General features: G+C 64.7%; 22 protein-coding genes. 8 read left to right on the top strand and 14 right to left on the bottom strand.

Annotation, left to right across the window (positions count from 1 at the left end; all coding sequences use genetic code 11):
- Positions 1 to 1,593, bottom strand: coding sequence for a zinc-binding metallopeptidase family protein (locus D2N39_RS08410; RefSeq protein WP_119134313.1), 1,593 nt, complete (start codon positions 1,591 to 1,593; stop codon positions 1 to 3).
- A gap of 171 nt (positions 1,594 to 1,764) precedes the next feature.
- Between D2N39_RS08410 and D2N39_RS08405 the strand changes: the two genes are divergently transcribed.
- The 7 genes from D2N39_RS08405 to pdeM all read left to right on the top strand — a co-directional run bounded on the left by D2N39_RS08405 (position 1,765) and on the right by pdeM (position 9,034).
- Entirely contained in the window at positions 1,765 to 2,649 is an 885-nt protein-coding gene (locus tag D2N39_RS08405) for a LysR substrate-binding domain-containing protein (RefSeq protein WP_119134355.1), read from the top strand.
- A gap of 138 nt (positions 2,650 to 2,787) precedes the next feature.
- Positions 2,788 to 3,813 carry an ABC transporter ATP-binding protein gene (locus D2N39_RS08400; protein WP_233557087.1) on the top strand — a complete coding sequence of 342 codons (1,026 nt, stop codon included), beginning with the start codon at positions 2,788 to 2,790 and terminating at the stop codon, positions 3,811 to 3,813.
- Positions 3,814 to 3,870: 57 nt separating this feature from the next.
- Positions 3,871 to 4,986: an ABC transporter substrate-binding protein gene (locus D2N39_RS08395; protein WP_119134312.1), complete on the top strand. Its 1,116-nt coding sequence runs from the start codon at positions 3,871 to 3,873 to the stop codon at positions 4,984 to 4,986.
- Positions 4,987 to 5,039: 53 nt separating this feature from the next.
- Positions 5,040 to 5,852 (top strand): ABC transporter permease, encoded by an 813-nt coding sequence (locus tag D2N39_RS08390; RefSeq protein ID WP_119134311.1) that lies wholly within the window; start codon positions 5,040 to 5,042, stop codon positions 5,850 to 5,852.
- On the top strand, positions 5,849 to 6,652 hold the full coding sequence (locus D2N39_RS08385; protein ID WP_119134310.1) for an ABC transporter permease: 804 nt from the start codon (positions 5,849 to 5,851) through the stop codon (positions 6,650 to 6,652). Before D2N39_RS08390 ends, D2N39_RS08385 begins: the two co-directional genes overlap by 4 nt.
- A 3-nt stretch (positions 6,653 to 6,655) precedes the next feature.
- Complete coding sequence (locus tag D2N39_RS08380; protein ID WP_119134309.1) at positions 6,656 to 8,257, top strand: 5-guanidino-2-oxopentanoate decarboxylase; 1,602 nt, start codon at positions 6,656 to 6,658, stop codon at positions 8,255 to 8,257.
- An 84-nt stretch (positions 8,258 to 8,341) separates the two neighbouring features.
- A complete protein-coding gene (gene pdeM, locus D2N39_RS08375) occupies positions 8,342 to 9,034 on the top strand; it encodes a ligase-associated DNA damage response endonuclease PdeM (RefSeq protein ID WP_119134308.1) in 693 nt (230 codons plus the stop codon).
- Here pdeM and D2N39_RS08370 read toward each other — a convergent pair.
- From D2N39_RS08370 to D2N39_RS08350, 5 genes are all read right to left on the bottom strand, one after another.
- A complete protein-coding gene (locus D2N39_RS08370) occupies positions 8,998 to 9,807 on the bottom strand; it encodes a LytTR family DNA-binding domain-containing protein (RefSeq protein WP_119134307.1) in 810 nt (269 codons plus the stop codon). The two genes, pdeM and D2N39_RS08370, sit on opposite strands and share 37 nt — an antisense overlap.
- Before the next feature lie 117 nt (positions 9,808 to 9,924).
- Positions 9,925 to 10,815 (bottom strand): bifunctional methylenetetrahydrofolate dehydrogenase/methenyltetrahydrofolate cyclohydrolase FolD, encoded by an 891-nt coding sequence (gene folD, locus D2N39_RS08365; protein WP_119134306.1) that lies wholly within the window; start codon positions 10,813 to 10,815, stop codon positions 9,925 to 9,927.
- Positions 10,816 to 10,826: 11 nt separating this feature from the next.
- Complete coding sequence (locus D2N39_RS08360) at positions 10,827 to 11,705, bottom strand: bifunctional 5,10-methylenetetrahydrofolate dehydrogenase/5,10-methenyltetrahydrofolate cyclohydrolase (protein ID WP_119134305.1); 879 nt, start codon at positions 11,703 to 11,705, stop codon at positions 10,827 to 10,829.
- A 17-nt stretch (positions 11,706 to 11,722) separates the two neighbouring features.
- Positions 11,723 to 12,016, bottom strand: coding sequence for a chorismate mutase (locus D2N39_RS08355; protein WP_119134304.1), 294 nt, complete (start codon positions 12,014 to 12,016; stop codon positions 11,723 to 11,725).
- A gap of 71 nt (positions 12,017 to 12,087) precedes the next feature.
- Positions 12,088 to 13,764, bottom strand: coding sequence for a formate--tetrahydrofolate ligase (locus tag D2N39_RS08350; protein ID WP_119134303.1), 1,677 nt, complete (start codon positions 13,762 to 13,764; stop codon positions 12,088 to 12,090).
- A 288-nt stretch (positions 13,765 to 14,052) separates the two neighbouring features.
- On the opposite strand from D2N39_RS08350, the gene D2N39_RS23555 reads away from it, so the two are divergent.
- A complete protein-coding gene (locus tag D2N39_RS23555) occupies positions 14,053 to 15,438 on the top strand; it encodes a calcium-binding protein (protein ID WP_119134302.1) in 1,386 nt (461 codons plus the stop codon).
- Between the two features lie 554 nt (positions 15,439 to 15,992).
- Here the strand turns inward: D2N39_RS23555 and ftsH are convergent.
- The 8 genes from ftsH to tolR all read right to left on the bottom strand — a co-directional run bounded on the left by ftsH (position 15,993) and on the right by tolR (position 24,228).
- Complete coding sequence (gene ftsH, locus D2N39_RS08340) at positions 15,993 to 17,897, bottom strand: ATP-dependent zinc metalloprotease FtsH (protein ID WP_119134301.1); 1,905 nt, start codon at positions 17,895 to 17,897, stop codon at positions 15,993 to 15,995.
- A gap of 77 nt (positions 17,898 to 17,974) precedes the next feature.
- On the bottom strand, positions 17,975 to 19,228 hold the full coding sequence (tilS, locus tag D2N39_RS08335; protein ID WP_158589794.1) for a tRNA lysidine(34) synthetase TilS: 1,254 nt from the start codon (positions 19,226 to 19,228) through the stop codon (positions 17,975 to 17,977).
- Positions 19,225 to 20,034 (bottom strand): tol-pal system protein YbgF, encoded by an 810-nt coding sequence (gene ybgF / locus D2N39_RS08330; protein ID WP_119134300.1) that lies wholly within the window; start codon positions 20,032 to 20,034, stop codon positions 19,225 to 19,227. The genes tilS and ybgF overlap by 4 nt, the downstream gene beginning before the upstream one ends.
- Positions 20,035 to 20,038: 4 nt before the next feature.
- A complete protein-coding gene (pal, locus tag D2N39_RS08325) occupies positions 20,039 to 20,563 on the bottom strand; it encodes a peptidoglycan-associated lipoprotein Pal (protein WP_119134299.1) in 525 nt (174 codons plus the stop codon).
- 95 nt (positions 20,564 to 20,658) lie between these two features.
- Positions 20,659 to 21,921 carry a Tol-Pal system beta propeller repeat protein TolB gene (gene tolB / locus D2N39_RS08320; RefSeq protein WP_233557092.1) on the bottom strand — a complete coding sequence of 421 codons (1,263 nt, stop codon included), beginning with the start codon at positions 21,919 to 21,921 and terminating at the stop codon, positions 20,659 to 20,661.
- Between the two features lie 193 nt (positions 21,922 to 22,114).
- On the bottom strand, positions 22,115 to 22,492 hold the full coding sequence (locus tag D2N39_RS08315; protein ID WP_119134297.1) for a hypothetical protein: 378 nt from the start codon (positions 22,490 to 22,492) through the stop codon (positions 22,115 to 22,117).
- Positions 22,489 to 23,721 (bottom strand): cell envelope biogenesis protein TolA, encoded by a 1,233-nt coding sequence (locus tag D2N39_RS08310; RefSeq protein WP_119134352.1) that lies wholly within the window; start codon positions 23,719 to 23,721, stop codon positions 22,489 to 22,491. The genes D2N39_RS08315 and D2N39_RS08310 overlap by 4 nt, the downstream gene beginning before the upstream one ends.
- A gap of 9 nt (positions 23,722 to 23,730) precedes the next feature.
- On the bottom strand, positions 23,731 to 24,228 hold the full coding sequence (gene tolR, locus D2N39_RS08305) for a protein TolR (protein ID WP_119134296.1): 498 nt from the start codon (positions 24,226 to 24,228) through the stop codon (positions 23,731 to 23,733).
- Between the last annotated feature and the right edge of the window lie 2 nt (positions 24,229 to 24,230).

Below are 24,230 nucleotides of genomic sequence, written 5' to 3'. Positions count from 1 at the left end.
TCAGGCGCCGGGCATGGCAGAGGGGATCCACCAGTCCCGCCCGCGCGGGGTTGTCACATATTCGGGCCAGCGAAAGTTCACCGGCGGGTCGTAATCGCAAAGCGGCGCGATCCAGTCGGCGCTGCCGACACCGCCGCCGGTGCGACGGTTGAATTCATCCCATGCGGCGGTGCGCGCGCCAGCATCTTCCAGCAGGCGCAGCGCCGACAGCGCCAGCACCTCGGCGGCGCGCTGAACCATCGGGTCGATGGTGGCCGGAATGCCGCTCAGCGCGTTCATTACCCAAGCTGGATAGGCATAGCCCGCCGGGGCCCGCAGAGCGGGGCGCGCGATGTAGAACCGCGCGGTGGGCGCGTGCCATGTCATGTCGGTATAGTCGTCCGAGGTGGAGTTCTTCTGCGACGGCGGCAGGTCGTGGCGCAGGATCGCCTCGGCCGCCTCGGGGTCGATCAGGCGCGACATCTCAGGGATAAAGGGATCGTCCATCGGGGTCAGACCCAGATTGGCCTGAATCTCGCGCGCGACTGCTGCTGCATTGTCATCCCAGACCGGGGCGCCAACTGTCTGCATCGCCTGCCAGACCACACGAGCCATGGCGTGATTGGCCAGACCGGGGCGCGACTTGCAGACCCAGTGCCGTTCCCACCGGCAGCCGGTCATCGCCGCCGCCGCCTCGGCATTGCGGTCCAGCGCTGCGGTCACCGCCTCGGCCATCGCCAGCGTCGGCACCCGCATCATGTATTGCACCTCGGCCAGCCCGGCAGGCTGGTTGTCGGCAGTGGCCTGCCCGGCGGTCAGGATCGCCTCGGAAATCGACCAGCCCCCCTGATGCGGCAGCATCGAATCGCGCAGTGATTTAGAGGTCAGGAACATCAGGTTCAGCGCATCATTCGCCCCCGGCGCCCGGATCGCGCTGTGCGATTGCGGGATCGGCGCCCCGTCGCTGCGGCCCCATGCCTCGGGCGTATCGCAGATGAAGCGATAGACCATGGAATAGGCCGCGCCACAGTGGGTTTCCCAGCGCACGGTATTGCACATCGGCAGCATATAGAACGGATGGAACGACAGGATCGCCGCCAGCCCGTCATAATAGCCCTTCGCGGCATGGATGGGCTTCGAGCCGCGCACCTTCTCGGCCGGTTCGCCGGTAAAGCGGATGCCGCCGGGAATGCCATGGCGCTCCATCGCGGCCTTCACCGCCAGCGCGCCGCCCAGACCCGCGATGCCGAGACCCGAATGCGGGTCCGTATGCCCGCCCGCCTGAAATCCCAGCCCCGCGCGCGGTTCGCGCCGCGTGCTGGCCGCCTGACAATTGCCGGGAATGCCATCATATTCGGCATACATGCCGATCACCGGCCCCGCGCCATTATGCCATTCGGCGCAGAAGGCCGTGGGCATCCCGGCCGAACCTTCCTCGACCGTGAAACCTTCGGCCCGCAGACGCGCCACATACCATTCGGCAGAGCGGTATTCGCGCCATGCCGTCTCGCCATGGTCAAAGATCGTGGCGCACCAGTCCGACAGATCGGACCGGCGGGCGGCCACGGCTGCGAGCGCGGTTCTCTGGGCGGGCGAAAGGTCGGTCGTGGTCACGGCGCAGCTTCCTGTTGCCTTGAACGCGGGAAAGCCCGCCCCTTCAGGGCTACCGCCGGAGTGTCGTCGGAAAAAGTGAAACCTCTTCCCGCCATCGGCAAACGGATTTCACCTTTCGCTGGAAAGGCCCGCAAACTGCGACTAGCCTCACCGCAGAACCCGGAGAGCATGATGTCCCGCATCCCCTCGACCCAGGCGCTGCGCGCGCTGGAAAGTTTTGCCCGGCATGGCACCGTCTGGCAGGCGGCGGACGAGCTGAACCTGACCCGCAGCGCGGTCAGCCATCAATTGCGGCTGCTGGAGCGCGATCTGGGCTTCCGCCTGATGAACCGCATCGGCACACGGGTCGAACTGACGCCGCAGGGGCTTGCCTATGCCATCGACGTGCGGCGGGCGCTGGCCGTCATTTCCGGCTCAGCCACCCGCAACGCGGCTCGGGGCGTAACCGGCGCACTGACCGTCAGCTGCCCGCCCGGTTTCGCTTCAAGCTGGCTCTGCACGAGGATTGGCAGTTTTTCGGACGCCTTTCCCGATGTGATCGTATCGGTGGTAACACCCCGTCGACTGGATGACGTCAGCAACCCGGACGTGGATGTCTTCATCACCTTCGGCCTTGGAAATCAGCCGGGCATGGAAGTCGAGCTGTTGAAGGAGGTGGAGTTCACCCCCCTGTGCAGCCCAATCCTGCTGAACCGGCGCGAGGGGATGGATACGCCGCAGGCGCTTTTGTCCGCCACCTTGCTGCATCTGACCGATTTCGCGGATTGGGAGATGTGGTTTCACCTCTCGGGCCTGCCGACCGAGGCAGCACAGACCGGCATCCGCTTTTCCGACATGAACCTTGTCTATGCCGCCGCATTGGGCGCACAAGGTGTGGCAATGGGGGATGAATTCATCTGCCAGCAGGCCATGGCGACGGGCCTGTTGATCCGACCCTTCGATCTGGCGCTACGCTCGCCACGGTCCTATTTCATGGTGGTCCCCCCTGAAAAGGCTGACAATCCCGCCAGTGCGGCGTTTCGGGGCTGGCTGCGGGCGGAACTGCCGCAGGAATAGGCGCCAAGCGAAGCAATATCAGCAATCAACAAATTTCATTTCACAAGCAGGCGAAAAACTTTCGGTTGCCTTTCGGGGGCGCGGATTCCACGCTTCCCCTGACGACGGGAGAGCCTCTCCCCCAACAGGGAAGAATCCGTGAGCCAAGCAGCAGAAATCGGCGCCACCGGAATCGGCAAGATGTTCGGCCAGTTCACCGCCCTCGCCGACATCACGCTGACCATCGCGCGGGGCGAGTTCCTGACGCTGCTCGGCCCCTCCGGCTCGGGCAAGACCACCTTTCTCAACGTGCTTTCGGGGTTCGAACCGCCCACGTCTGGACGCCTGACGCTGGATGGCCGCGACATGACGGCGATGCCGCCAGAGGCGCGCGGTTTCGGCATGGTGTTTCAGGGCTATGCCCTGTTCCCGCATATGTCGGTCGAGGACAACATCGCCTTTCCGCTGAAAGTGCAGGGCCGGAGCGCGACCGAGGTCAAACGCCGCGTGGCCGAGATGGTGGAAATGGTGGGTCTTGGCGGCCATGGCCACAAACGCCCCGCCGGCCTGTCGGGGGGCCAGCAGCAGCGCGTGGCACTCGCCCGCGCGCTGGCCTATGAGCCGCCGGTCCTGTTGCTGGACGAGCCTTTCTCGGCACTCGACAAGAACCTGCGCGGCCAGATGCAGGATGAAATGCGCCGCATCCACCGCGACACCGGCACCACTTTCGTTTTCGTGACCCATGATCAGGAAGAGGCGCTGGCGCTATCCTCGCGCGTTGCCATCTTCGAGCGTGGTCGCCTGCAACAGCTTGCCGCCCCGCGCGAGGTTTACGAACGCCCGGCCAATCGTTTCGTGGCCGAGTTTCTGGGCGACATCAACATCCTGCCGGTCAGCGGTGGCCGGATCGAGGGCCGCGCGGTCCAGACCGATGCCCCTGAGGGGGATCTGGCAATCCGGCCTGAATACATGGCGCTTTCCCTGGCCGAGCCCACCGAAGGCAATGCCATTGCCGCCACGCTGCAAGACCTGACCTATCTGGGCGCCGAGACCCGGCTTTCGCTACAAACGCCGGGCGGTGTGGCGCTGGTCCTGCATCAACCCACCGCCAGCCTGCCCGAGGGCCTCGCCCCCGGTGCGGCCGTCTGGGCCACATGGGACCCCGCGCGCGGCTTTCTGCTTTGACGATCCGCCCTGCCACGGGCGGCACCTGTAAGACCGAACAATAACAGGGAGATAGCAATGAACGGTCCTTTTGAACGTGACTGCGTGGACATCCTGCAAACCCGGCTGAAACGCGGCCAGATCTCGCGCCGCGATTTCACCACCGGGCTTGCGTTGCTTTTGGGCACATCGGCGCTTGGCCTGCGCGCCACCCCGGCAATGGCTGAAACCAAGGAACTGGTCTTCGTCAACTGGGGCGGCGACGCCGGCACCGCCTATGACGAGGCTTACGGCAAGGCATTCCTCGAAGCGACTGGCATCACCGTGAAGCAGGACGGCTCCGGCCCGACCGAAGGCGCCATCGCGGCGCAGGTCGAAAGCGGCAAACCGTCCTGGGACATCGTGGATGTCGATCCCTTCTCGGCCGAGGCTTTGGGCAAGAAGGACATGATGGAGAAAATCGACTACACCGTGGTCGATAAGGGCAAGATGCGCCCCGGCTTCGGCTGGGACCATTCGGCCTCCAGCTATTTCTACAGCTACATCATCGCCTATGATGCGACGAAGTTCAAAGACAACCCGCCGAAATCCATGGCGGATTTCTTCGATACCGAGAAATTCCCCGGCAAGCGCAGTATGTATAAATGGGGCGCAGGCATGTGGGAGGCGGCGTTGCTGGCCGATGGCGTGGCGCCCGATGCGCTTTATCCGCTCGACCTCAAGCGCGCGCATGACAAGATCGCCGCCTTCAAGGACAATGTGGTGGCCTTCTGGGGTGGTGGTTCGGAAAGCCAGTCGATCCTCCTGAACGGCGAGGCGTCGATGGCGCTGATCTGGTCAACCCGCGCGAAGCTGATCGAGGAAGACAGCGAGGGCGACGTGGCCTTCATCTGGGATCAGGGCCTGATCGCGCCCGGTGCCATGGGTGTGGTGAAGGGCAATCCGGGTGGCACGGCCGCCGCAATGCAGTTCATCGCCTCGGCGCAAGACCCCGAAAAGCAGATCGTCATGTTCCGCATGTTGGGGCAAGGCCCGGCCAATCCGGCAGCGGATGCGATGCTGCCCGCCGAGGACGCGCGGTATAACCCCGTGGATCCGGCGAATTTCGCGGTTCAGATCCCGCTCGACATGACGTGGTATGAAGAAAACTACGGCCCGGCGCTGGACGAATACCTCAAGATCATCTCGGCCTGAGTCCTTCGCCGTCCCCGGCCATGTGCCGGGGGCGGCCCAGAACTGGAATAGCCATGACCTCACGCCACATCCTGCTGCTTGGCCCGCTGCTGCTGTTGCTCGGCGCGGCCTATCTGGTGCCCTTCCTTGGCGTCATGCAATGGAGCGTGACCCTGCCCGAACCCGGCCTTGGGCAGTATCGCACCGCGCTGACCGATCCTTTGGTGCTGGGGGTGGTCTGGCGCACGCTGCGCATCTGCGCGCTGGTGACGGTGCTGTCGGTCGCGGCGGCCTATGTGATGACGTTGGTCTGGGTGCGCGGCGGTCCGGTGGCGCGGCTGGTGGTGGAACTGTGCATCCTCATCCCCTTCTGGATTTCGGTGCTGACGCGGGCCTTCGGCTGGCTGGCACTTCTGTCGAACAAGGGGCTGGTCAATGGCTGGCTGCAAACGATTGGCATCATTTCCGAACCCTTGACGCTTGTGCGCAACGAATTTGGCGTCGTGCTGGGGATGGTGCATTTCCTGATCCCCTTCGCGGTCTTCCCGCTCGCCTCGTCGATGCGCGCAGTGGATGAGCGTGTGCTGATGGCCACGCGCGGCATGGGGGCCAGCCGTGCGCGCATCTTCTGGCAGGTTTTCGTGCCGATGACGAAAAGCGGCATCCTTGGCGCCGTGCTGCTGGTCTTCGTCTTCGCACTGGGTTTCTTCGTCACCCCGGCGATCCTTGGCGGCGGGCGCAGCGTGATGGTGGCAGAGCTGATCTATCTGCGCATCTTCCAAAGCCCGGACTGGGGCCTTGGCGCCGCGATCAGCGTGATCCTGATGATCGCCGTCGGCGCCCTGCTGGCCTTGATGCTGCGCCAGACGAAAGGAGCCGCCCGATGATCCAGCTTCGCCCCGGCCCGATCCCGCTGATCCTTGCGGCGCTGATCGCGGTGTTCCTGCTGATGCCGCTGATCGCGGTGATCCCGGTCAGCTTTACCCCGAACCGCTATCTGTCTGTCCCCGATGCCGAATGGTCGCTGCGGCATTACCGCAGCCTGATCGACAAGCCGGTCTGGGCCGAGGGCATCTGGCTGTCCATCCGCATCGGCCTAGTCGCCTCAGCGGTGGCAACGGCGCTGGCCACGGCCTTCGCGCTGGGAATCTGGATGTTGCAGCCGCGTTTTGCCGGGCTGTTGATGGGCTTGGCCCTGCTGCCGATGGTGGCGCCGCCGGTCGTTTCGGCGCTGACGCTTTATTTCTTCCTCATCACGCTGTCGAAGGTGAACGGCATCGTCGCCTATGACACCTGGGCCGGGGTGGCGCTGGCCCATGCGGTGATGATCGCCCCCTTCGCCGTCGTGCTGATCTCGGTCGCACTGTCGCAGCTTGACCGCCGCATCGACCTTGCGGCGCGGTCCATGGGTGCCGGCGTGCTGACGCGGGTGTTCGGGGTGATCCTGCCCAATATCCGCTTTACCCTGCTGACCGCGCTGTTCCTGACCTTCGTGCTGTCATGGGAGGAGATCGGCGTGACGCTGTTCATCACCTCGGTCAATGCGGTGACGCTGCCGCGGCTGATGTGGATGGGGCTGCGCGACAATATCGACCCGGCCATCGCCGCAATCTCGGTGGTGCTGATCGCCATCGTGGTGGCGGTGATCCTGGGCAAGACCCTCTGGCAATTGCGGAAAGCGAAGTAACCGATGAGCACCGACATCTCGACCGGCGTCTGGCTGACGCAGGCCCTGCGCGCCTATGGGGTGGACACCGTTTTCGGCATCCCCGGTGTGCATACGATCGAGCTTTACCGTGGCCTTTCGGGCAGCGGCATCCGCCATGTCACGCCGCGCCACGAACAGGGGGCGGGCTTCATGGCCGATGGCTATGCCCGCGCCAGTGGGCGGCCGGGCGTGTGTTTCATCATCTCCGGCCCCGGCATGACGAATATCCTGACCGCTATGGGGCAGGCCTACGCGGATTCGGTGCCGATGCTGGTGATTTCCACCGTCAACGCCCATGGCCGCATGGGCTCGGGCGAGGGCTGGCTGCACGAATTGCCGAACCAGCAGGCCATGGTCGCCGGGGTCAGCGCCTTCAGCCGCACCGTTCACCGCCCCGAAGAACTGGCCACCGCGCTGGCGCAGGCTTTCGCGCTTTTCGAGGGTGGCCGCCCGCGGCCCGTGCATCTGGAGCTTCCCATCGACGTGATGCTGGCCCCGGCCGGGCACCTGCCCCTGCCCAAACCCGCGCGCACCCCGCGCCCTGCCCCGGCACAATCGGCGGTGGCCGAGGCGGCGGCGATGCTGTCTGCGGCTCGCGCGCCGGTGATCCTTGCAGGCGGCGGTGCCACCCGTGCGACCGCCCTGCCCGCTTTGGCCGAAGCGCTGGATGCGCCGCTGGTGATGACGACCAACGCACGCGGCATCCTGCCGCCGGGGCATCCGCTGGCGGTGACGCTGACCGCTTCGATGCCGGAAACCCGCGCGCTGATCGCCGGGGCGGATGTGGTGCTGGCGGTGGGTACCGAGCTGGGGCCGACCGATTACGACATGTATGAAGATGGTGGTTTCGCCATCCCCGGACGGCTGATCCGGCTGGACATCGACCCGGTGCAAACCCATCGCGGCAAGGTCCCCGACCTGATCCTGACCGGCGACGCAGGTGAAGGCACAGCCGCGCTGCTTGCCGCCATCACCCCGCGCGACACGCAGGATGGCGCCGCCCGCGCCGCCGCCGCGCAAACCGGACTTTCCGCCCTGCCTGCGCCACTTCGCGGCGATCTGGCCTTGCTGGATCTTCTGCGGGACACGCTGCCCGGTGCGCTGATCGTGGGTGACAGCACGCAGGCGGTCTATGCTGGCAACATGGGCTTCGCGGCAGGGCGACCGGGGGGCTATTTCAACTCGGCCACCGGCTTTGGTACGCTCGGCTACGGCCTGCCCGCCGCGACTGGCGCCGCACTGGCCGAAGGGCAGCCGGTGCTGGCGCTGATCGGCGATGGCGGCTTGCAATTCACGCTGGCCGAACTGACCACGGCCGTTGAAGCCTGCGCGCCGGTCATCTTGCTGTGCTATGACAACAAGGGGTATGGCGAAATCAAGTCCGCCATGATCGCGCAGAACGTGCCGCCGCTGGGTGTGGACATCCTGACGCCTGACCTTGGCGCGATCGCGCGCGCCTGCGGCTGGCAGGTCATCGGAGTGGCGGATGCGGCTGGTATGCGATCCGCTGTGGCGGATGCCGCCGCGGGACGCGATTGCACCATGATCCTTTATGGCGAGGCGCTGCGCGATAGCCTGCGCTGAGTACCAAGTGGCGCTGTCGCAAAGGTGAGTATTTAGCCAAGAAGCAAAGTTGCAAAACGGGCCGCGCTGCGGCAGATCGGAGGCATGGAAGCCCTTGCCTTCACCTTTGTCGGCCATGCGCTGCGGGCGCTGCCCTCGGGCGCGCTGCATTGGCCGGAAGAGCATCTGCTTGTCGTATCGGACCTGCATTTCGGCAAATCGGCACGTCTGGCGCGGCGCGGCGGGAGTCTGTTGCCACCCTATGAGACGCGGGCGACGCTGGGGCGGCTTGACGCCGATCTAGAGACCACCGGGGCGAGGCGGGTGATCTGTCTGGGCGACAGCTTTGATGACCTCGCTGCAAGTGACGAGATGGAGCCGGAAGATCGGCTGTGGCTCTTGCGGCTGATGGCGGGGCGGGACTGGTTGTGGATCGAAGGCAATCACGACCCCGGCCCCGGCACCATCGGCGGCAGCCATTTGGCGGAAAGGCGCATCGGGCGATTGCACTTTCGCCATATCGCGGCTTCCGATGCGTCCGCCGAGGTTTCGGGACATTATCATCCGAAACTGACGCTCGCCGGGCAGCGTCGCCCCTGTTTCCTGCTGTCAGATCCCGCCCGGCTGATCCTGCCCGCCTATGGCACTTACACCGGCGGGCTGGATTGCGGCGCAACCGAACTGGCGGCTTTGATGGGGCCTGACGCATTGGCGATTGCCACAGGGCGGCGCTGTCTGGCGCTGCCCTATGCGGCTGCCGCTCAAAGCAGACCGCGTTCTTCCAGCTTGTCGCGGTGAGTGCGGCTGACCGGCAGGCGCAACTCGGGACACAGACGCACCCAGATCCGGCCGGCTTCGCGCTCGACCCCCTTGATGGCTCCCCAGGATACCCAATGCGAGCGGTGAATCTGCACGCCCTCTTCTTCGCCGGTTTCGTCCATCGCATCCGCAAACCGCATCAGCAGACTGCCCTTGCCCTGCGAGGTATAGACATCGACATAATGATCGCGCACGGACATCGCTATCAGACGTCCGTGCAGCTCAGGGTCGAGGCGCTGCACTACACGCGGAAGTTGCGCCGCCTGCGAATCGTCATCCGGCGGTTCCGGTGCAAGCGGGACCAGAGTGCTGGCCTCTTCCTCTGGTCGCATCTCGCGCGAATGGCGAAATGCCCCGATGCCAAGCGATGTGGCAAATATGAACAGCGCGATATCCGGCAGGTTCGGTGCAGTCGCCTTGTCAGGATCGAACATCCGGTCTGCCAGAGCATGTAGCGGCAACGTCATGATCAGCGTTGACATCACCGCCACAAGAAACGCCCCGCGTTGCAGGTCGCTCAGCCCGATGACGGTATGAACGAAGGCACGGATCGCTGCGCCGACCGAAATGCCCATGGCGGCGATCACGCCCCAGAACAGCAGCCGCGCAGGCAGATCAAGCGCGACGTAGCTTCCGAAAGGACCCGATATTCCGATGGTCAGTGTAACCACTGCCCATGCGACAAGAGGAACCCTGCTGCGGAAGTCAGCAATCAATGTGGCGAGGAAAGCAGCCATCTGCACCAGAAACACTTACAACCTATCCGAAGGGATAGATGCAATCGCAGCGAGGCGCAATCTGTCCGTCCGGTCAGCCCGGACGGGACATGCATTTAAGCCACAGGTTTACCGCGGGCCGTCATATATTTATCACGCCGTCAGGCCGGACGGCTCTGAAAGCCCGTTGGCCCGGCAACAGGCGGTGAGCGTATTGGCCAGAAGGCAAGCAATGGTCATCGGCCCGACACCGCCGGGCACCGGGGTGATGGCACCGGCCACGGCGGCGGCCGAGGCGAATTCAACGTCGCCAACCAGCTTGGTCTTGCCGTCGCGTTCGATGCGGTTGATACCCACGTCGATCACGGTGGCGCCGGGTTTCACGAACTCGCCGGTAATCATCTCGGGGCGACCGACGGCGGCGACGAGGATGTCGGCGCCACGGCAGACGGCGGCCAGATCCTTGGTGCGGCTATGCGCGATGGTCACGGTGCAACTGTCGCCCAGCAGCAGTTGCGCCATCGGCTTGCCGACGATGTTGGACCGGCCCACCACGACCGCATTCATGCCCGCAAGCTTGCCGTGATGGTCGCGCAGCATCATCAGACAGCCGAGCGGCGTGCAGGGCACCATGCTTTTCTGCCCGGTGCCCAGCAGGCCCACGTTCGAGATGTGGAAGCCATCCACATCCTTGGCAGGGTCGATCGAGTTGATCACCAGCTCAGAGTTCAGATGCCCCGGCAGCGGCAATTGCACGAGGATACCATGCACCTTCGGATCCTTGTTCAGCCGGTCGATCAACGCCAGCAGATCAGCCTCCGAGGTATCAGCCTCCAGCTTGTGCTCGAACGAGGCCATGCCAGCCTCGACCGTCTGCTTGCCTTTCGATGACACATAGACCTGGCTCGCCGGGTCTTCGCCGACCAGCACAACCGCGAGACCGGGCTGGATGCCGTGTTCTTCCTTCAGGCGCGCGACATGGGCTGCCACCTCGCCCCGCACCTTGGCCGCAAAAGCCTTGCCGTCAATGATTGCCGCCGTCATGTCCGTTCTCCCTACCGTTCGACCGCGAAGGCGGCGCTGTAATGATCCATTTGCATGCGGGTCGCCAGAACCGCGTTTTTCAGAAGGGTCGCCACCGTCACCGGACCGACACCACCGGGAACCGGGGTGATCCAGCCCGCAACCTTGGCGCAGCTTTCGAAATCGGCGTCACCCACGGTCTTGCCTTCGACCCGGTTGATGCCGATGTCGATCAGCGCGGCACCGGGCTTCAGCATCTCGCCGGTGACAAGGCCGGGCTTGCCCACCGCAACGAAGACCGCATCGGCGGCGCGGCTGTGAACCGCCACCTGCCGGGTCATGTGGTGGCAGACGGTGACCGTGGCCCCCAGCCCCATCATCAGAAAGGCGATGGGCTTGCCCACGATCTCGCTATGACCGATCACACAGACGTCCAGCCCCTCGATGTTCAGGGGCAGCGTCTTCAGTATCTCCACCGCCGCGACAGCGGTGCAGGGGCCAAGCGCCAGATCATTGTAAACGATATTGCCGATGGAGGAAGGGTGCATCCCCTCGACATCCTTCAGCGGGTGAACGGCCTTTTGCAGTGCCTTCACAGGGATATGCGTCGGAAGCGGCCGCTGTATGATGATGCCATTGACCCGCGGATCGGCGTTCAGGCCGATCATCACGCCGGTCAATTGCTCAAGGCTGATGGTTTCAGGATAATTGCGCGCCTCGAACGCCAGTCCCGCAGCCTCGGCCTGCCGTTGCTGGTTTCGGACATAGAGTTCCGCCGCCGCCACATCGCCTACCGAGATGGAAACCAGCCTTGGCGCCCAGCCCTTCGCGGCAAGCTCTGTCGCCTCGGCGCGGACCTCTTCCACCATGCGGGCCGCAATGGCCTTGCCGTCAATCAGGGTTGCCGTCATTTCCGACCCTTCGGGGGTCAGGCCCCCAGCACTTTTTCCTCGCGGGCGATCGACCAGTCGATCAACTGCCGCCAGAGCGATTCGATCAGCGCCGGGTCCAGCCCCTCGGCCTCGGCCCTCGCACGGACCTTGGCCACAACCTCCTCGACGCGCGCGTCGATCCGGGCGGGCAGCCCCTCGGCGGGTTTGAGTTCGGCGGCCCGGTCGATGTAACCGGACCGCCGCTTGAAGAGTGCCACGATCTGAGCGTCAAGCGCGTCGATTTCGGCGCGCAGTTCGGTCATGCTATGGCAGTCGGACGGGGCCTTCATCGCAACCTCCAGTGAGTTTCCCGCGAGGTAATCCCTCGCGGGGGCGATGGCAAGGCGGCCCCGGTCCGTGATCAGAACAGGCCTTCGACGAAGCCCTGATCGTTCAGGCGGATGACCTCGGCGCTCGGGACTTTCGGCAGGCCCGGCATGGTCATGATCTCGCCGCAGATCACCACGATGAAGCCCGCACCGGCAGACAGGCGCACTTCGCGCACCGGAACCGAATGGCCAGTGGGTGCGCCACGGAGGTTCGGGTCAGTGGTGAAGCTGTATTGCGTCTTCGCCATGCAGATCGGGAGATGGCCGTAGCCCGCAGCTTCCCAGGTCTTGAGCTGATCACGGATCGACTTGTCGGCCAGCACCTCGTCGGCATGATAGATGCGCTTGGCGATGGTTTCGATCTTCTGGAACAGCGGCATTTCGTCGGGGTAAAGCGGCGAGAAGTTGGCGGCACCGCTTTCAGCCAGTTGCACGACCTTCTTGGCCAGATCCTCGATGCCGGCCGAACCCTGCGCCCAGTGCTTGCAGAGGATCGCCTCGGCGCCCTGTGCGGCCACATAGTCCTTCACGGCCTGCACTTCGGCATCGGTGTCGCTGTAGAAGTGGTTGATGGCGACCACAACCGGCACGCCAAAGCCCTTCACGTTGGAAATATGACGGCCAAGGTTCGGGCAACCTTTCTTCACGGCATCCACATTCTCGGTGCCCAGATCGGCCTTGGCGACGCCGCCGTTCATCTTCATCGCGCGCACGGTCGCCACGATCACGGCGGCCGAAGGCTTCAGCCCCGCCTTGCGGCACTTGATGTCGAAGAACTTCTCGGCTCCAAGGTCCGCGCCGAAGCCGGCTTCGGTCACCACATATTCGCCCAGTTTCAGCGCGGTCTTGGTGGCGATGACCGAGTTGCAGCCGTGGGCGATATTGGCGAAGGGGCCGCCATGCACGAAGGCCGGGTTGTTTTCCAGCGTCTGCACGAGGTTCGGCTGCATCGCGTCTTTCAGCAGAACCGTCATCGCGCCGTCGGCCTTGATGTCGCGGCAGTAGATCGGCTTCTTCTCGCGAGTATAGGCCACCACGATGTCGCCCAGACGGCGCTGGAGGTCTTCCAGATCATTCGACAGGCAGAGGATCGCCATGACTTCGGAGGCCACGGTGATGTCAAACCCGGTCTGACGCGGGAAGCCGTTCGACACGCCGCCGAGGCTGACCACGATGTCACGCAGTGCACGGTCATTCATGTCCATCACGCGACGCCACACCACGCGGCGTTCGTCGATGCCCAGCGTGTTGCCCCAGTAGATGTGGTTGTCGATCATCGCCGACAGCAGGTTGTGCGCGCTGGTGATGGCGTGGAAATCGCCGGTGAAGTGGAGGTTCATTTCCTCCATCGGGACGACCTGCGCCATGCCGCCCCCGGCCGCGCCACCCTTCATCCCGAAGTTCGGGCCAAGCGAGGCTTCGCGGATGCAGATCACCGCTTTCTTGCCGATGCGGTTCAGACCATCGCCCAGACCCACGGTGGTGGTGGTCTTGCCCTCGCCTGCCGGGGTCGGGTTGATCGCCGTCACCAGCACCAGCTTGCCATCGGGCTTGCCCGCAAGGCTCTTGATGAAATCCTGGCTCACCTTGGCCTTGTCATGGCCATAGGGCAGCAGATGTTCGGTCGGAATGCCAAGCTTGGAGCCGATCTCTTGAATCGGCTTCTTGTTTGCTTCGCGCGCAATCTCGATGTCGGTCTTGAAGGCCATTCTTCTTCTCCCTTGGGTGTGGCACCCGCTCTGGCATGGGTCGCACGATACCGACATGAACAGGGTGCCACAGGACGGATTCCGACCTAAGCCAACGCAAAATCGCCAGTCGCCGTTTCCGATCGGAAATCCGCGCGCCTGTAAGGAAGTTTTCCCTTCAGGAAAATCGCACTTCCGAAACCGACACACGAGGAGGAATCCGCATACCCCGATCAGAGCAAGCGCAAGGTCAACCGATATGCCATTCTCCGGTCAGTCGAGCTTTGTGCCCGCGTGAGGAAAGCACCCATGGCGAACAATATCTATGTGATTGACGAAAGCCCCGGCAAAAGCCGGACGCAAACCGACGACGGGTCGGGCAAGGACTGGCTGATCTTTCAGGGCAGCTACGCGCTTCCGACATCCATCCGGCTCGACGGCTATGTCGAAAACGGCGTATCCAGTCAGGCGCGTGGCTTCTTCTACCATATCGGGAACTGGGGCACCTCGCTTGTGGTGCATGGCGCCATAGAAAATGCGAGCGGTTCCTCGGGCGAAGACTGGATCAGCGGCAACGAACTGGACAACATCCTTTACGGCGATCCCTCCCGCGACGGGGCAGGCGATGATGATACGCTGTTCGGTGCAACAGGGGATGACACGATCTATGGCGGGGCCGGACGCGATGACATGGGCGGCGCTGACGGCAACGACCTGCTGGACGGCGGGGCCGGTATCGATACGCTCTCCGGTGGTGGTGGAAGCGACACACTGATCGGGGGCGCGGGCGCCGATTCGATCTCGGGTGGCGCTGACGGCACGGACTGGGTGTTCTACACGGGATCATCCGCGGCGGTGGACGTGCGGCTGATCTCGGGCGACACCAGCACCAGCTTTGGCGGCGATGCCGAGGGGGATCGCATCACTGGTGTGAACAATGTCCGGGGCAGCGATTTCAATGACAAGATCACGGATTTGCCGGAAAGCAATGCCTTCAACGCCAACCGTTTCGACGGACGCGATGGCCATGACTTGCTGAAGATGGGCGGTGGAAACGATACCGCCTATGGTGGCAGTGGCAATGACACCATCAGGGGCGAAGACGGCAATGACCGGCTTTATGGCGATGCAGGCCGCGATGTCATTTCGGGCGGCGCCGGGCGTGACCGTATCTTCGGCGGCGAGGGCGTCAACCAGTTGGATGGCGGTGCTGGCAACGATACGGTAACTGGCGGCGCGCAGCGCGACATCCTTTATGGCGGCGACGGTAACGATGTGCTGGACGGCGGGGAAGGCAACGACCTGTTTTTCGGCAACGATGGCCACGACACCCTGCGTGGCGATGCGGGCGACGATGTGCTGATCGGCAGCGAAGGCGCCGACCGGCTGTTCGGCGGCGCGGGGGCGGACGAGTTCAAATATATCGCGCGCGGCGAAAGCGCTGCAGGCGCGCCCCATGACCTGATCGCTGATTTCAGCCGCGCGGAGGGCGACAAGCTGAATTTCGATCAGGTGATCGCCACCGGCACCTTCATCGGCACCACAGCCTTCAGCGGTCAGGCAGGTGAGGCACGTTTCATCACCACGGCTACAGGATCGCGCGCCTTCATCGACCTCGACGGCGACACGAGGGCGGATTTCGCGGTGGATGTGCTGGGGCTGTCAGTGCTGCGCGCCAGCGACTTCATCCTTTGACGAGCACAAAGAACACCCGGCGGAACGGCATCAAGGCGCCGCCGGGCAACCGCGGAAAAGCCAGCACCAGCGCTGCATCGCAAGCGGCGGTAGCGGGCTGCCCCAGCTTGGCAGAACCGCGCAGGAAACCGACGCATGGCTGTCACTTCGGCCACCGCCTCAAACCGCTGCATATATGTGGGTTCCAACGCCAACGCGGCATCCACGGGTGACAGAAGCCGCCGGATGCAGGATCAGCCGTGCGTGATCAGGCAGCAGTTGCAGCCCCACATTGGAAAAGATGAGCGCCGGTGGCGCCGCGGCTGCCAATCCTCGGTTTCGGCAGGCTGCGCCGCGTCCAGCATGGCAGGCGCGTTATCCAGTCCGGTCAGGTGCCGACGCGAAAAGACGGCCCGGAGCGACTCGGCCGCAGCGTCGGCACATCATCCCAGCTCCACTACCGGCAGCGGCGGGCAATGCACCGATCTGCCCGATCAGTTTCAGCGTCGGTCGCAAATGCAAACCCCGGAACTTTGCACAAGCTCCGGGGTTCCAGCCTTTGTTCGCGCTGACTGTCAAGCCAACGGCTCTGGCTCCAGCCCGCCGTCGGACTTCGGCGTCTTGGGCTTGGTCTTGGGAATCGCCAGAACCGACGATCCGCCATCCCCCGGCGCGCTGTCATCATCGCCGAGAACTTCGCCCGCAACGACCTTGCGGATCTCGTCGCCGGTCAGGGTTTCATATTCCAGAAGCCCTTTGGCCAACCGTTCAAACTCTTCCGATTTCTCGATCAGGATCTGCCGCGCCGATTCGTATCCGTCGTCGATCAGTCGCTTCACCTCGTTCTCGATCATTTCCTTGGTATGAGCGGAAACCGAGAAACCGGCGGTATTGCCCTGATAGCCTTCATGCGCTTCGGCATAGTCGATATTGCCCACGGCATCCGACATGCCCCAGCGCATCACCATGGCGCGCGCCAGGCTGCTGGCCTGCTGGATATCGCCGGCGGGACCGGAGGATACGCCTTCCTCGCCGTATTTGATGATCTCGGCCGCCTTGCCCGCCATGGTCATGGCGATCTTCTGCTTGGCCTCGTCCTTGTGCATGTTCAGCCGGTCCATTTCGGGCAGGCTAACCACCATACCAAGGGCGCCGCCGCGCGGAATGATCGTCGCCTTGTAGACCGGGTCGCATTTCGGCAGCGCCATGCCGACGATTGCGTGGCCAGCCTCATGATAGGCAGTCTTTTCCTTCTGGTCCTGCGTCAGCACCATGGACCGGCGCTGCGCCCCCATCATCACCTTGTCCTTCGCATTCTCGAAGTCATCCATGGTGACGAAGCGGCGTCCGACACGGGCAGCCATCAGCGCCGCCTCGTTCACGAGGTTCATGAGGTCAGCGCCCGAAAAGCCCGGCGTGCCACGCGCAATGGTGCGCAGGTCCACATCGGGGCCAAGCGGCACCTTGCGGGCGTGCACGGTCAGGATCTTCTCGCGGCCCTTGATGTCGGGGTTCGGCACATGGATCTGGCGGTCGAAGCGGCCGGGGCGCAGCAGCGCCGGGTCCAGCACATCCTTACGGTTGGTCGCCGCGACGATGATCACACCTTCATTTGCCTCGAACCCGTCCATCTCGACCAGAAGCTGGTTCAGTGTCTGTTCGCGTTCGTCATTGCCGCCGCCGATACCCACGCCGCGCGCACGGCCCACGGCGTCGATCTCGTCGATAAACACGATGCAAGGCGCGTTCTTCTTCGCCTGTTCGAACATGTCGCGCACACGGGATGCACCGACCCCAACGAACATTTCCACGAAGTCGGAACCCGAGATGGTGAAGAACGGCACGCCCGCCTCACCCGCGATGGCGCGCGCGAGCAGGGTTTTACCCGTGCCGGGGGGACCGACCAGCAGCGCACCTTTGGGGATCTTGCCGCCGAGACGCGAAAACTTCTGAGGGTTGCGCAGGAATTCGACAATCTCTTCCAGCTCTTCCTTGGCCTCGTCGATGCCGGCCACGTCATCGAAGGTCACGCGGCCATGCTTTTCGGTCAGCAGCTTCGCCCGGCTCTTGCCGAAGCCCATGGCACCGCCACGCCCGCCGCCCTGCATCCGGTTCATGAAGAAGATCCAGATACCGATGAGGATCAGGAAGGGTAGCCAGAGGCTGAGCAGGTTGAGGAAGCCCGATTGCTCCTGCGGTTCGGCCCGCACCTCGACGCCTTTGTCGATCAGGCGATCAGTGACTTCTTCGCCCTGCGGCTTGATGGTGGAATAGGTATTGCCGTCCTTGCCGCGAACGATCACCCGCTCGCCATCCAGCGTGACACTGGAGACCTGCCCCTGATCGACCCGCGCGATGAATTCAGAATAGGAAAGATTGCGCGAGGCCGTGGTGGTCGTATTGCCGCTGAACATGTTGAACAGCGCCAGAATCAGCAGGAACAGGACCACCCAGAAAGCGATATTGCGTGCGTTGCCCACGAGGAACTCCTAAAGGGGGCGGCGCGGGTGACCCCTGCCGCATCTTTTGCCCTAAAATAGACATCTGGCGCGGGGGTTCAATGCGCCAAGATGAACATTCCGAAGGATGGGCCGAGAGTCGCACCCCATTCCGGCTCGTTCCGGGCCAACGGGGCAGCAATCAGCCGATCCTTATGCCAGACCGCCGGGCTGACGATCAGCGCCTCGCGCGGGCCTTTTTGCCGCCAGTCGGGGCATTGGCGCAAGCCCTCGGCACCCAGAGCCGCGATATGCAGGCTCTCACCGCCAGGACCTTGCACCTGCCAGCGATGATCCCATGTCATGCCCCAGACCACTGGCGGCATGGTGGCGCGGGCTTCGCGGGTGATCAGCACATGATCGCCCCTTGCACGAAAGCGCACCCCAGCGAGCGTGGCATCGCGCCCGAGGTCCAGCCCGGCGGCCAGTGCCGCGATCTGTGCTGCGCGAGGCGGGTAGCTGGCGCCATTCATCCAGCGGATCACGCAAATGAGCAGACGGCGGCGAATCTCCTCGGGCCAGCCCGCCCATAAGTCGCGCGGCAGGACCAGCGCGCCAGACTCCTCTCTTATTCCCCGCGCGAACTGCGCCGTCACACCGGTCAGCGTGGCGCGCACGACTGCAAGGTTGTCGATCGTCCCCGACAGCCGCTCAACCGTGATCCCCAGCGGCGCCAGCGCGCGCAGCGCGCGTCGGGCCTTAACCCTAGTGAAGCGGTCATTGTCATTGCTGGGGTCGTCGATCCACCCGATTCCTTGGCCCCGCAGATAATCGCGCAGCGCGGCGCGGGTCTGCCCCAGCAGCGGGCGGTGCCAGATCACGCCGGCATCGGCCCAGACCGCACGCATTCCCGACAGCCCGTCCAACCCAGAAGCGCGCGCAAGGTTCATCAGAAAGCTCTCGGCCCGGTCGTCCGCCGTATGGCCCAGCGCGACATGGCCGATCCCGCGCGCCCGTGCCCAACCGGCGATCAGATCCAGACGCGCACGGCGGGCCTGATCCATCAGATTGCCGGTCGGCTGCGGCCCGGACCAGCGCAACGTGTCATGTGGCAGACCCAACCCGGCGCAGAAGTCAGCGACCTGCGCTGCCTCGGCCGCCGCCTCGGGCCGCAAGCCATGGTCAACCGTCACAGCGTGGAGGTCATATCCCGCATCTGGCGCCACAAGGTGCAAGAGATGCAACAGCGCCAGCGAATCGCCACCGCCCGACACGGCCACTCCGATGCGAAAAGGCGCGGCCGGATCTGACCGCGCCCTGTCAAAGGTGTGACGCACAGCCTCCAGCAGCGCGGCGTCGGTCAGGCCGGTCACTGGCAGGCCAGTGCCGCAATCTTGCCCTGCGCCTCGGCTGCGGCGGTGGAACCGGGAAAGCGCGTGCCGACTTCCTGCAAGGTCACACAGGCATCCGAGACCTGCCCCAGATCGGCCAGCCCCTGCCCGAGACGCACCAGCGCATCGCCAGCCTTCGGCCCCTCGGGCTGCGCCGAAAAGGCATCGAGCCAAGCCCGCGCCGCATTGGCGGTATCACCCACCTGTTGCAGAGCGTCCCCCCGCAGGATCTGCGCCTCCTGCATCAGGGGGCTGCCCGGATAGGCCGTGGCAAAGGCACCAAACTTCTCCGCGGCGGTGCGAAAGTCACCCTGACCGAGCACCTCCTTGGCTCGGTCAAAGTCTGCCTGTTCGCCCACAGCAAGCTCGGGCCCCCCGGCGGTCGGGGCGGTTGCGACAGGGGCGGGCGCATCGCCCCCGCCCAAGGGTTGCGCTGGCGGCAGCGATCCGACATCGCCGCCCTCAAGCTCGGTCACCCGGAATTCCAGATCCCCGATGCGGTTGGTGCCGTCGCTGACCACGCGGTTCACTTTCAGTTCCACCTGTTCGGTCTGCGCGGTCAGCCGCATCAGCGCCGCCTCGATGGAATCGAGCCGTTGCAGCGCATTGCCGCCTGCTGCCCCGTTCTGGATGGCCCCCGTAGTGATCAGTTCCTGCTTGAGGCCGGTGAACTGTGCGTTCAACGCCGCAAGCTCGGCCTTGATGTCGGCCAGCGTCTGCGCCCGGTCCTGCGCAAAGGCGGAACCGGACATCAGCAGCAGGGCGAGCGCCGCGAAACGCAGGTTCATCCGCTCAGGCCCCCGCGCCCATCGACAGCACCGTCACCGCACGACGGTTCTTCGAGAAACAGGCTTCCGAGGGGCAAACCTCGACCGGGCGTTCCTTGCCGTAGGAAATGGTCCGCATCCGATGGGCCGCCACGCCCTGCGAAATCAGATAGTTCTGCACCGCGCTGGCGCGACGGGCGCCCAGTGCAAGGTTGTATTCGCGCGTCCCCTGCTCGTCGGCATGGCCTTCGACGATGATCGCGTAATCGGCATGGCTTTGCAGCCACTGGGCCTGTTGCGCCAGAATGGTCTGCGCCTCGGGCGACAGGGTCGATTGATCGACAAGGAACAGCACGCGGTCACCGATGGTCTGGTTGAAATAGGCCACCGAGTTCGGATCGCTGGGTCCGCCCAGCCCCTCGGTCCCGATGCCGCCCGCGCCATTGGCCCCGGCGCCGCCCGGCCCGCCCGCGCCATAGCGGTCAGGGTTGTTACAGGCTGCCAGACCCAGAACGGCCAGCAGCAGCATTGCTTTCGCAGTATACGCCATGTGTTTTTCTGTCCTTCGTTGTGCCAGCTCGACGGGGCCAGCTTATCAGAGAACCGCCGCCGGGGGAATCGACGGCGGCGTGAGGTTTGTTACGGTCAGGGCAGCAACGGCGACCATGCCGGGTCGGACGCCGCGCCCGAGGTGGGCACCTTGCGCAGGTTGCGCCCCGATACATCGACCGAATAAAGTGCAGGCTCACCGCCCGCGTCCTGCCGGGTGAACATGATGACCCGCCCATTGGGCGACCAGGTCGGGCCTTCATCCAGATAGGAAGCGGTCAGAAGCTTTTCTTCCGTCCCGTCCTTCAGCATCACGCCGATGTGGAAGCGACCCTGGTTCTGCTTGGTGAAGGCGATATAGTCGCCGCGCGGACTCCAGACCGGGGTGCCATAGCGACCGGCACCGCCGGAAATCCGCGTCGGCTCTCCGCCGCGCGCGGGCATCACATAGATCTGCTGGGTGCCCGAGCGGTCACTTTCGAACACGATCTGGCTGCCATCGGGGCTGAACGAGGGCGCGGTTTCGATGGCTGGCGAATTGGTCAGCTGCGACAGTTGCCCTGATCCGGTGTCCAGCGAATAGATGTCGGTATTGCCGCCGCGTTCAAGGCTGAACACCACTGTCCGCCCGTCGGGCGAAAAGCGGGGTGCAAAGGTCATGGTGCCCGGCTGCTCGCCCAGGCCCCGGATCGCAAGGCTGCCCACATCCATCAGGTAGATCTGCGGAAAGCCCGAGGAATAGGAGGTGAACAGAATACGGTCCCCCGTGGGCGAGAAGCGCGGCGCCAGCACGATGGACGAGGAATCCGTCAGATAGCTGGTATTCGCGCCATCGTAATCCATCACCGCAAGACGCTTCTGGCGCTGGTTCTTCGGTCCGCTTTCCGACACGAAGACCACGCGGCTGTCGAAATAGCCGGTCTCGCCGGTGATACGGCTGTAAACCGCATCGGCCACCTTGTGCGCCATGCGGCGCCAGCTGTCGGTCGTGCCGACGAATTGCAGGCCGTCGCCGAATTCGGCATTGGCGAACACGTCATGCAGGCGGAATTTCACCACCACCTGCCCGCCGGACGCCTGCACCGCCCCGGTCACCAGCGCCTGTGCATTGATCGCCTGCCAGTCAGGATAGGACACCGGCGCCCCGAAAGAGGTGATGTGCTGAATATAGGCCGTGGTCGGGATCTGCTCGAACAGACCCGTGCCTGCCAGATCGGAGGCCACGACCTGTGAGATCTGTGCCGCAAGATCGCCCGCACCGCCCTCATCCACAAAGGTCGGCAGGGCGAAAGGCATGGGCTCGACGACCGGGCTGCCCAGCGTGATGGAAAGCCGCGCCTCGGCCGGGGTGGCCATCATCGCCGGGGCGGCCAATGCGGCCACGGCCACGAAAGCGGTGAAGATTTGGCGGAGACGGTTCATCTGACCCTCGTTCCTGTTCCTGCGACAGGCTTGCTTTTCAGCCAGCAGCCTGCCTGTCCAAAAGGGGAAAGCGCGCAAGCCCTTCCCCGGTTCCGTCCGGGTTGGCCCGGTATCCATATCGCACGGCGCATCAGCCGCGCCCGCCCTGCGGAGCAAACAGCGACTGCACCGTGCCGCCGCGCCAGCCGGGCGGGACAGGTAGCCCGGTCCTGCCACACTGCTGCACGGCCTTGCGGGCCGCCGCAAATGCCCTCTGCCCCACGGCACCGCCAGCCGTGCTTTCGACCAGACGAAAGCTTCTGTCTGCTGGCTTGCCCGCCGCGTCCAGAGTAAAGGCTACGGTGAAGCGTGCCCTGCGCGCGCCCTCGGAAAGGCTGGCCACGTTCCAGCAGGGGGCGACAGCCGCCGCCAACCGGGCATCATCCCATGTCCCGAAGGATGGCAGTGCCGCAGCCGGTGCCGAAAGCAACGGCAAAGCAAGAACGCCCGCACGGAAAACCCACTTCACAGCCCGATCCTCCCCTTGTCGAAAATCAGCTCCAGCTCGCGCCAGGTTTCATATTTCTCGTCTGGCAGAGGGAACCCCTGCGAGCCGCAGCGCAGGATCGCACGCCGTGCGGCCTCGAACGCCTGACGCGTGGCCGCATCCGACGCGCTGGAACTTGCCAGTTCGATTGATGTTGCAACCGGCTTTTTGTCCGCACCGACCGTAACGTGGATGGTGATGATCGCACGCTGTGCCTCGGTCGAAAGCGAACCGACGTTCCAGCAGCGTTCCACCGCCACGCGCAAGGCATCCTTCTCGCCCGAGGACATGGGCGGGCCGTTGGCCGCAAGCCCGCGCCCCGGCGCGCTGTTCTGATTGGCGGGCTTCGGGGCCGGTGTCTCGGTCGCTTCGCCCAGCGCCTCGGCCAGTGCCGCTTCGGTGGCGGCCCGGTCAGCCTGCGACTGTTCCGCGTTCTGTGAACTGGCCGTCTGGGTCGGTTTTGCCGGTTCTGCGGGTTTTGCAACCGGATCAGGCTTCGCGGGCCGCGCACGCGGGCGTTTCGAAGCAGTCGGCGCCAGTTGCGGAGCCTCCTGCGTTTCCGTGGCCTCGGTCACCACTTCGGTCGTGGCCTCGGGCGGGGCGGTCGCCTCCTGCTCCTGTTCCACCACCGGGGCTTCGGGCGGCGCCTCTTCGGACACACGCTCCTGCACCTGTTCGGCTTCGGGCACATCTTCTGCCGGGGCGTCCTCTGGCGTCGGCGCCACGCGCGCCGCCGGGCGCGGGCGCGGCACGGCCGAGGACGGAATGACCGCAACCGGCTGTTCCTGCTCCGCAGGCGGCGCCACAGGTTCCGGCACCTCCTCGGGCTGGGCAACCTCGGCAACCGGCACCTCATCGGGCAACGGCTCGGCTTCTGGCTGGGGGGCAGGTTCGGGTGGCGGGGTTTCCCCGACCACCTGCGCAGGTGGTTCGGGCCTCGCCGCGGGCGGCTCGGGCCGTTCCGGCGGCTGGACAGATGCGGAGGGCGCACTCTCCTGCGGTTCCGCGGTGCTTTCCACGCCGCCGGATGCCGCCTCCATCGCGGCAAACTCGGCTTCGGTCAGCGTATCGACCGACATGACCTCGGGTTCGGGCGGCGGTGGCGGGCTGAACAGCACATCGCCGAACAGCACCCACAGGATCACGACCAGATGCCCCGAGCCGGAGATCCAGACGCTTTTATCGACCCTGCCCAGCCATGCGCGCAGCATCGGCATCACCTACTGGTTCGGCTCGGCGGCACCGCCACCGGCGGCCGCGCCCATCAAGGGGCCATTGCTGTCGGTCACAAGACCAATATTGCGGAAGCCCGCCGCATTCAGCGCACCCATCACCTGCGCCACGCGTTCGTAAGGCACCGAACCGTCGGCCCGCAGAAAGATCTTGTCCGAGGTCCGTTCGGCGGCGATGGCCTGAAGCTGCGGGATAAGCGTCGCCTCATCGGCCTCGCTGTTCATCAGGAACAGCTTGCCATCCGCCCCGATGGTGATGGCCAGCGGCTTTTCCTGTTCGGTCGGCAGACTGGCCGCCGCCGTTTCCGGCAGCTTCACCGGCACGCCGACGGTCAGCATCGGTGCCGCCACCATGAAGATGATCAGAAGCACCAGCATCACGTCCACGAAGGGCGTGATGTTGATGTCCGCCATCGCGCTGGAATGGCCGCGACGCCGCCCGCGACGCCCGCCCCCACCCGATTTCTTGGCTACCCCGGCCCCCATGG

This window comes from Gemmobacter lutimaris (genome assembly GCF_003570715.1).
GTDB lineage: Bacteria > Pseudomonadota > Alphaproteobacteria > Rhodobacterales > Rhodobacteraceae > Gemmobacter > Gemmobacter lutimaris.
The sequence above is the reverse complement of the archived record's forward strand: the minus strand, read 5'-3'. Positions and strand labels throughout refer to the sequence as shown.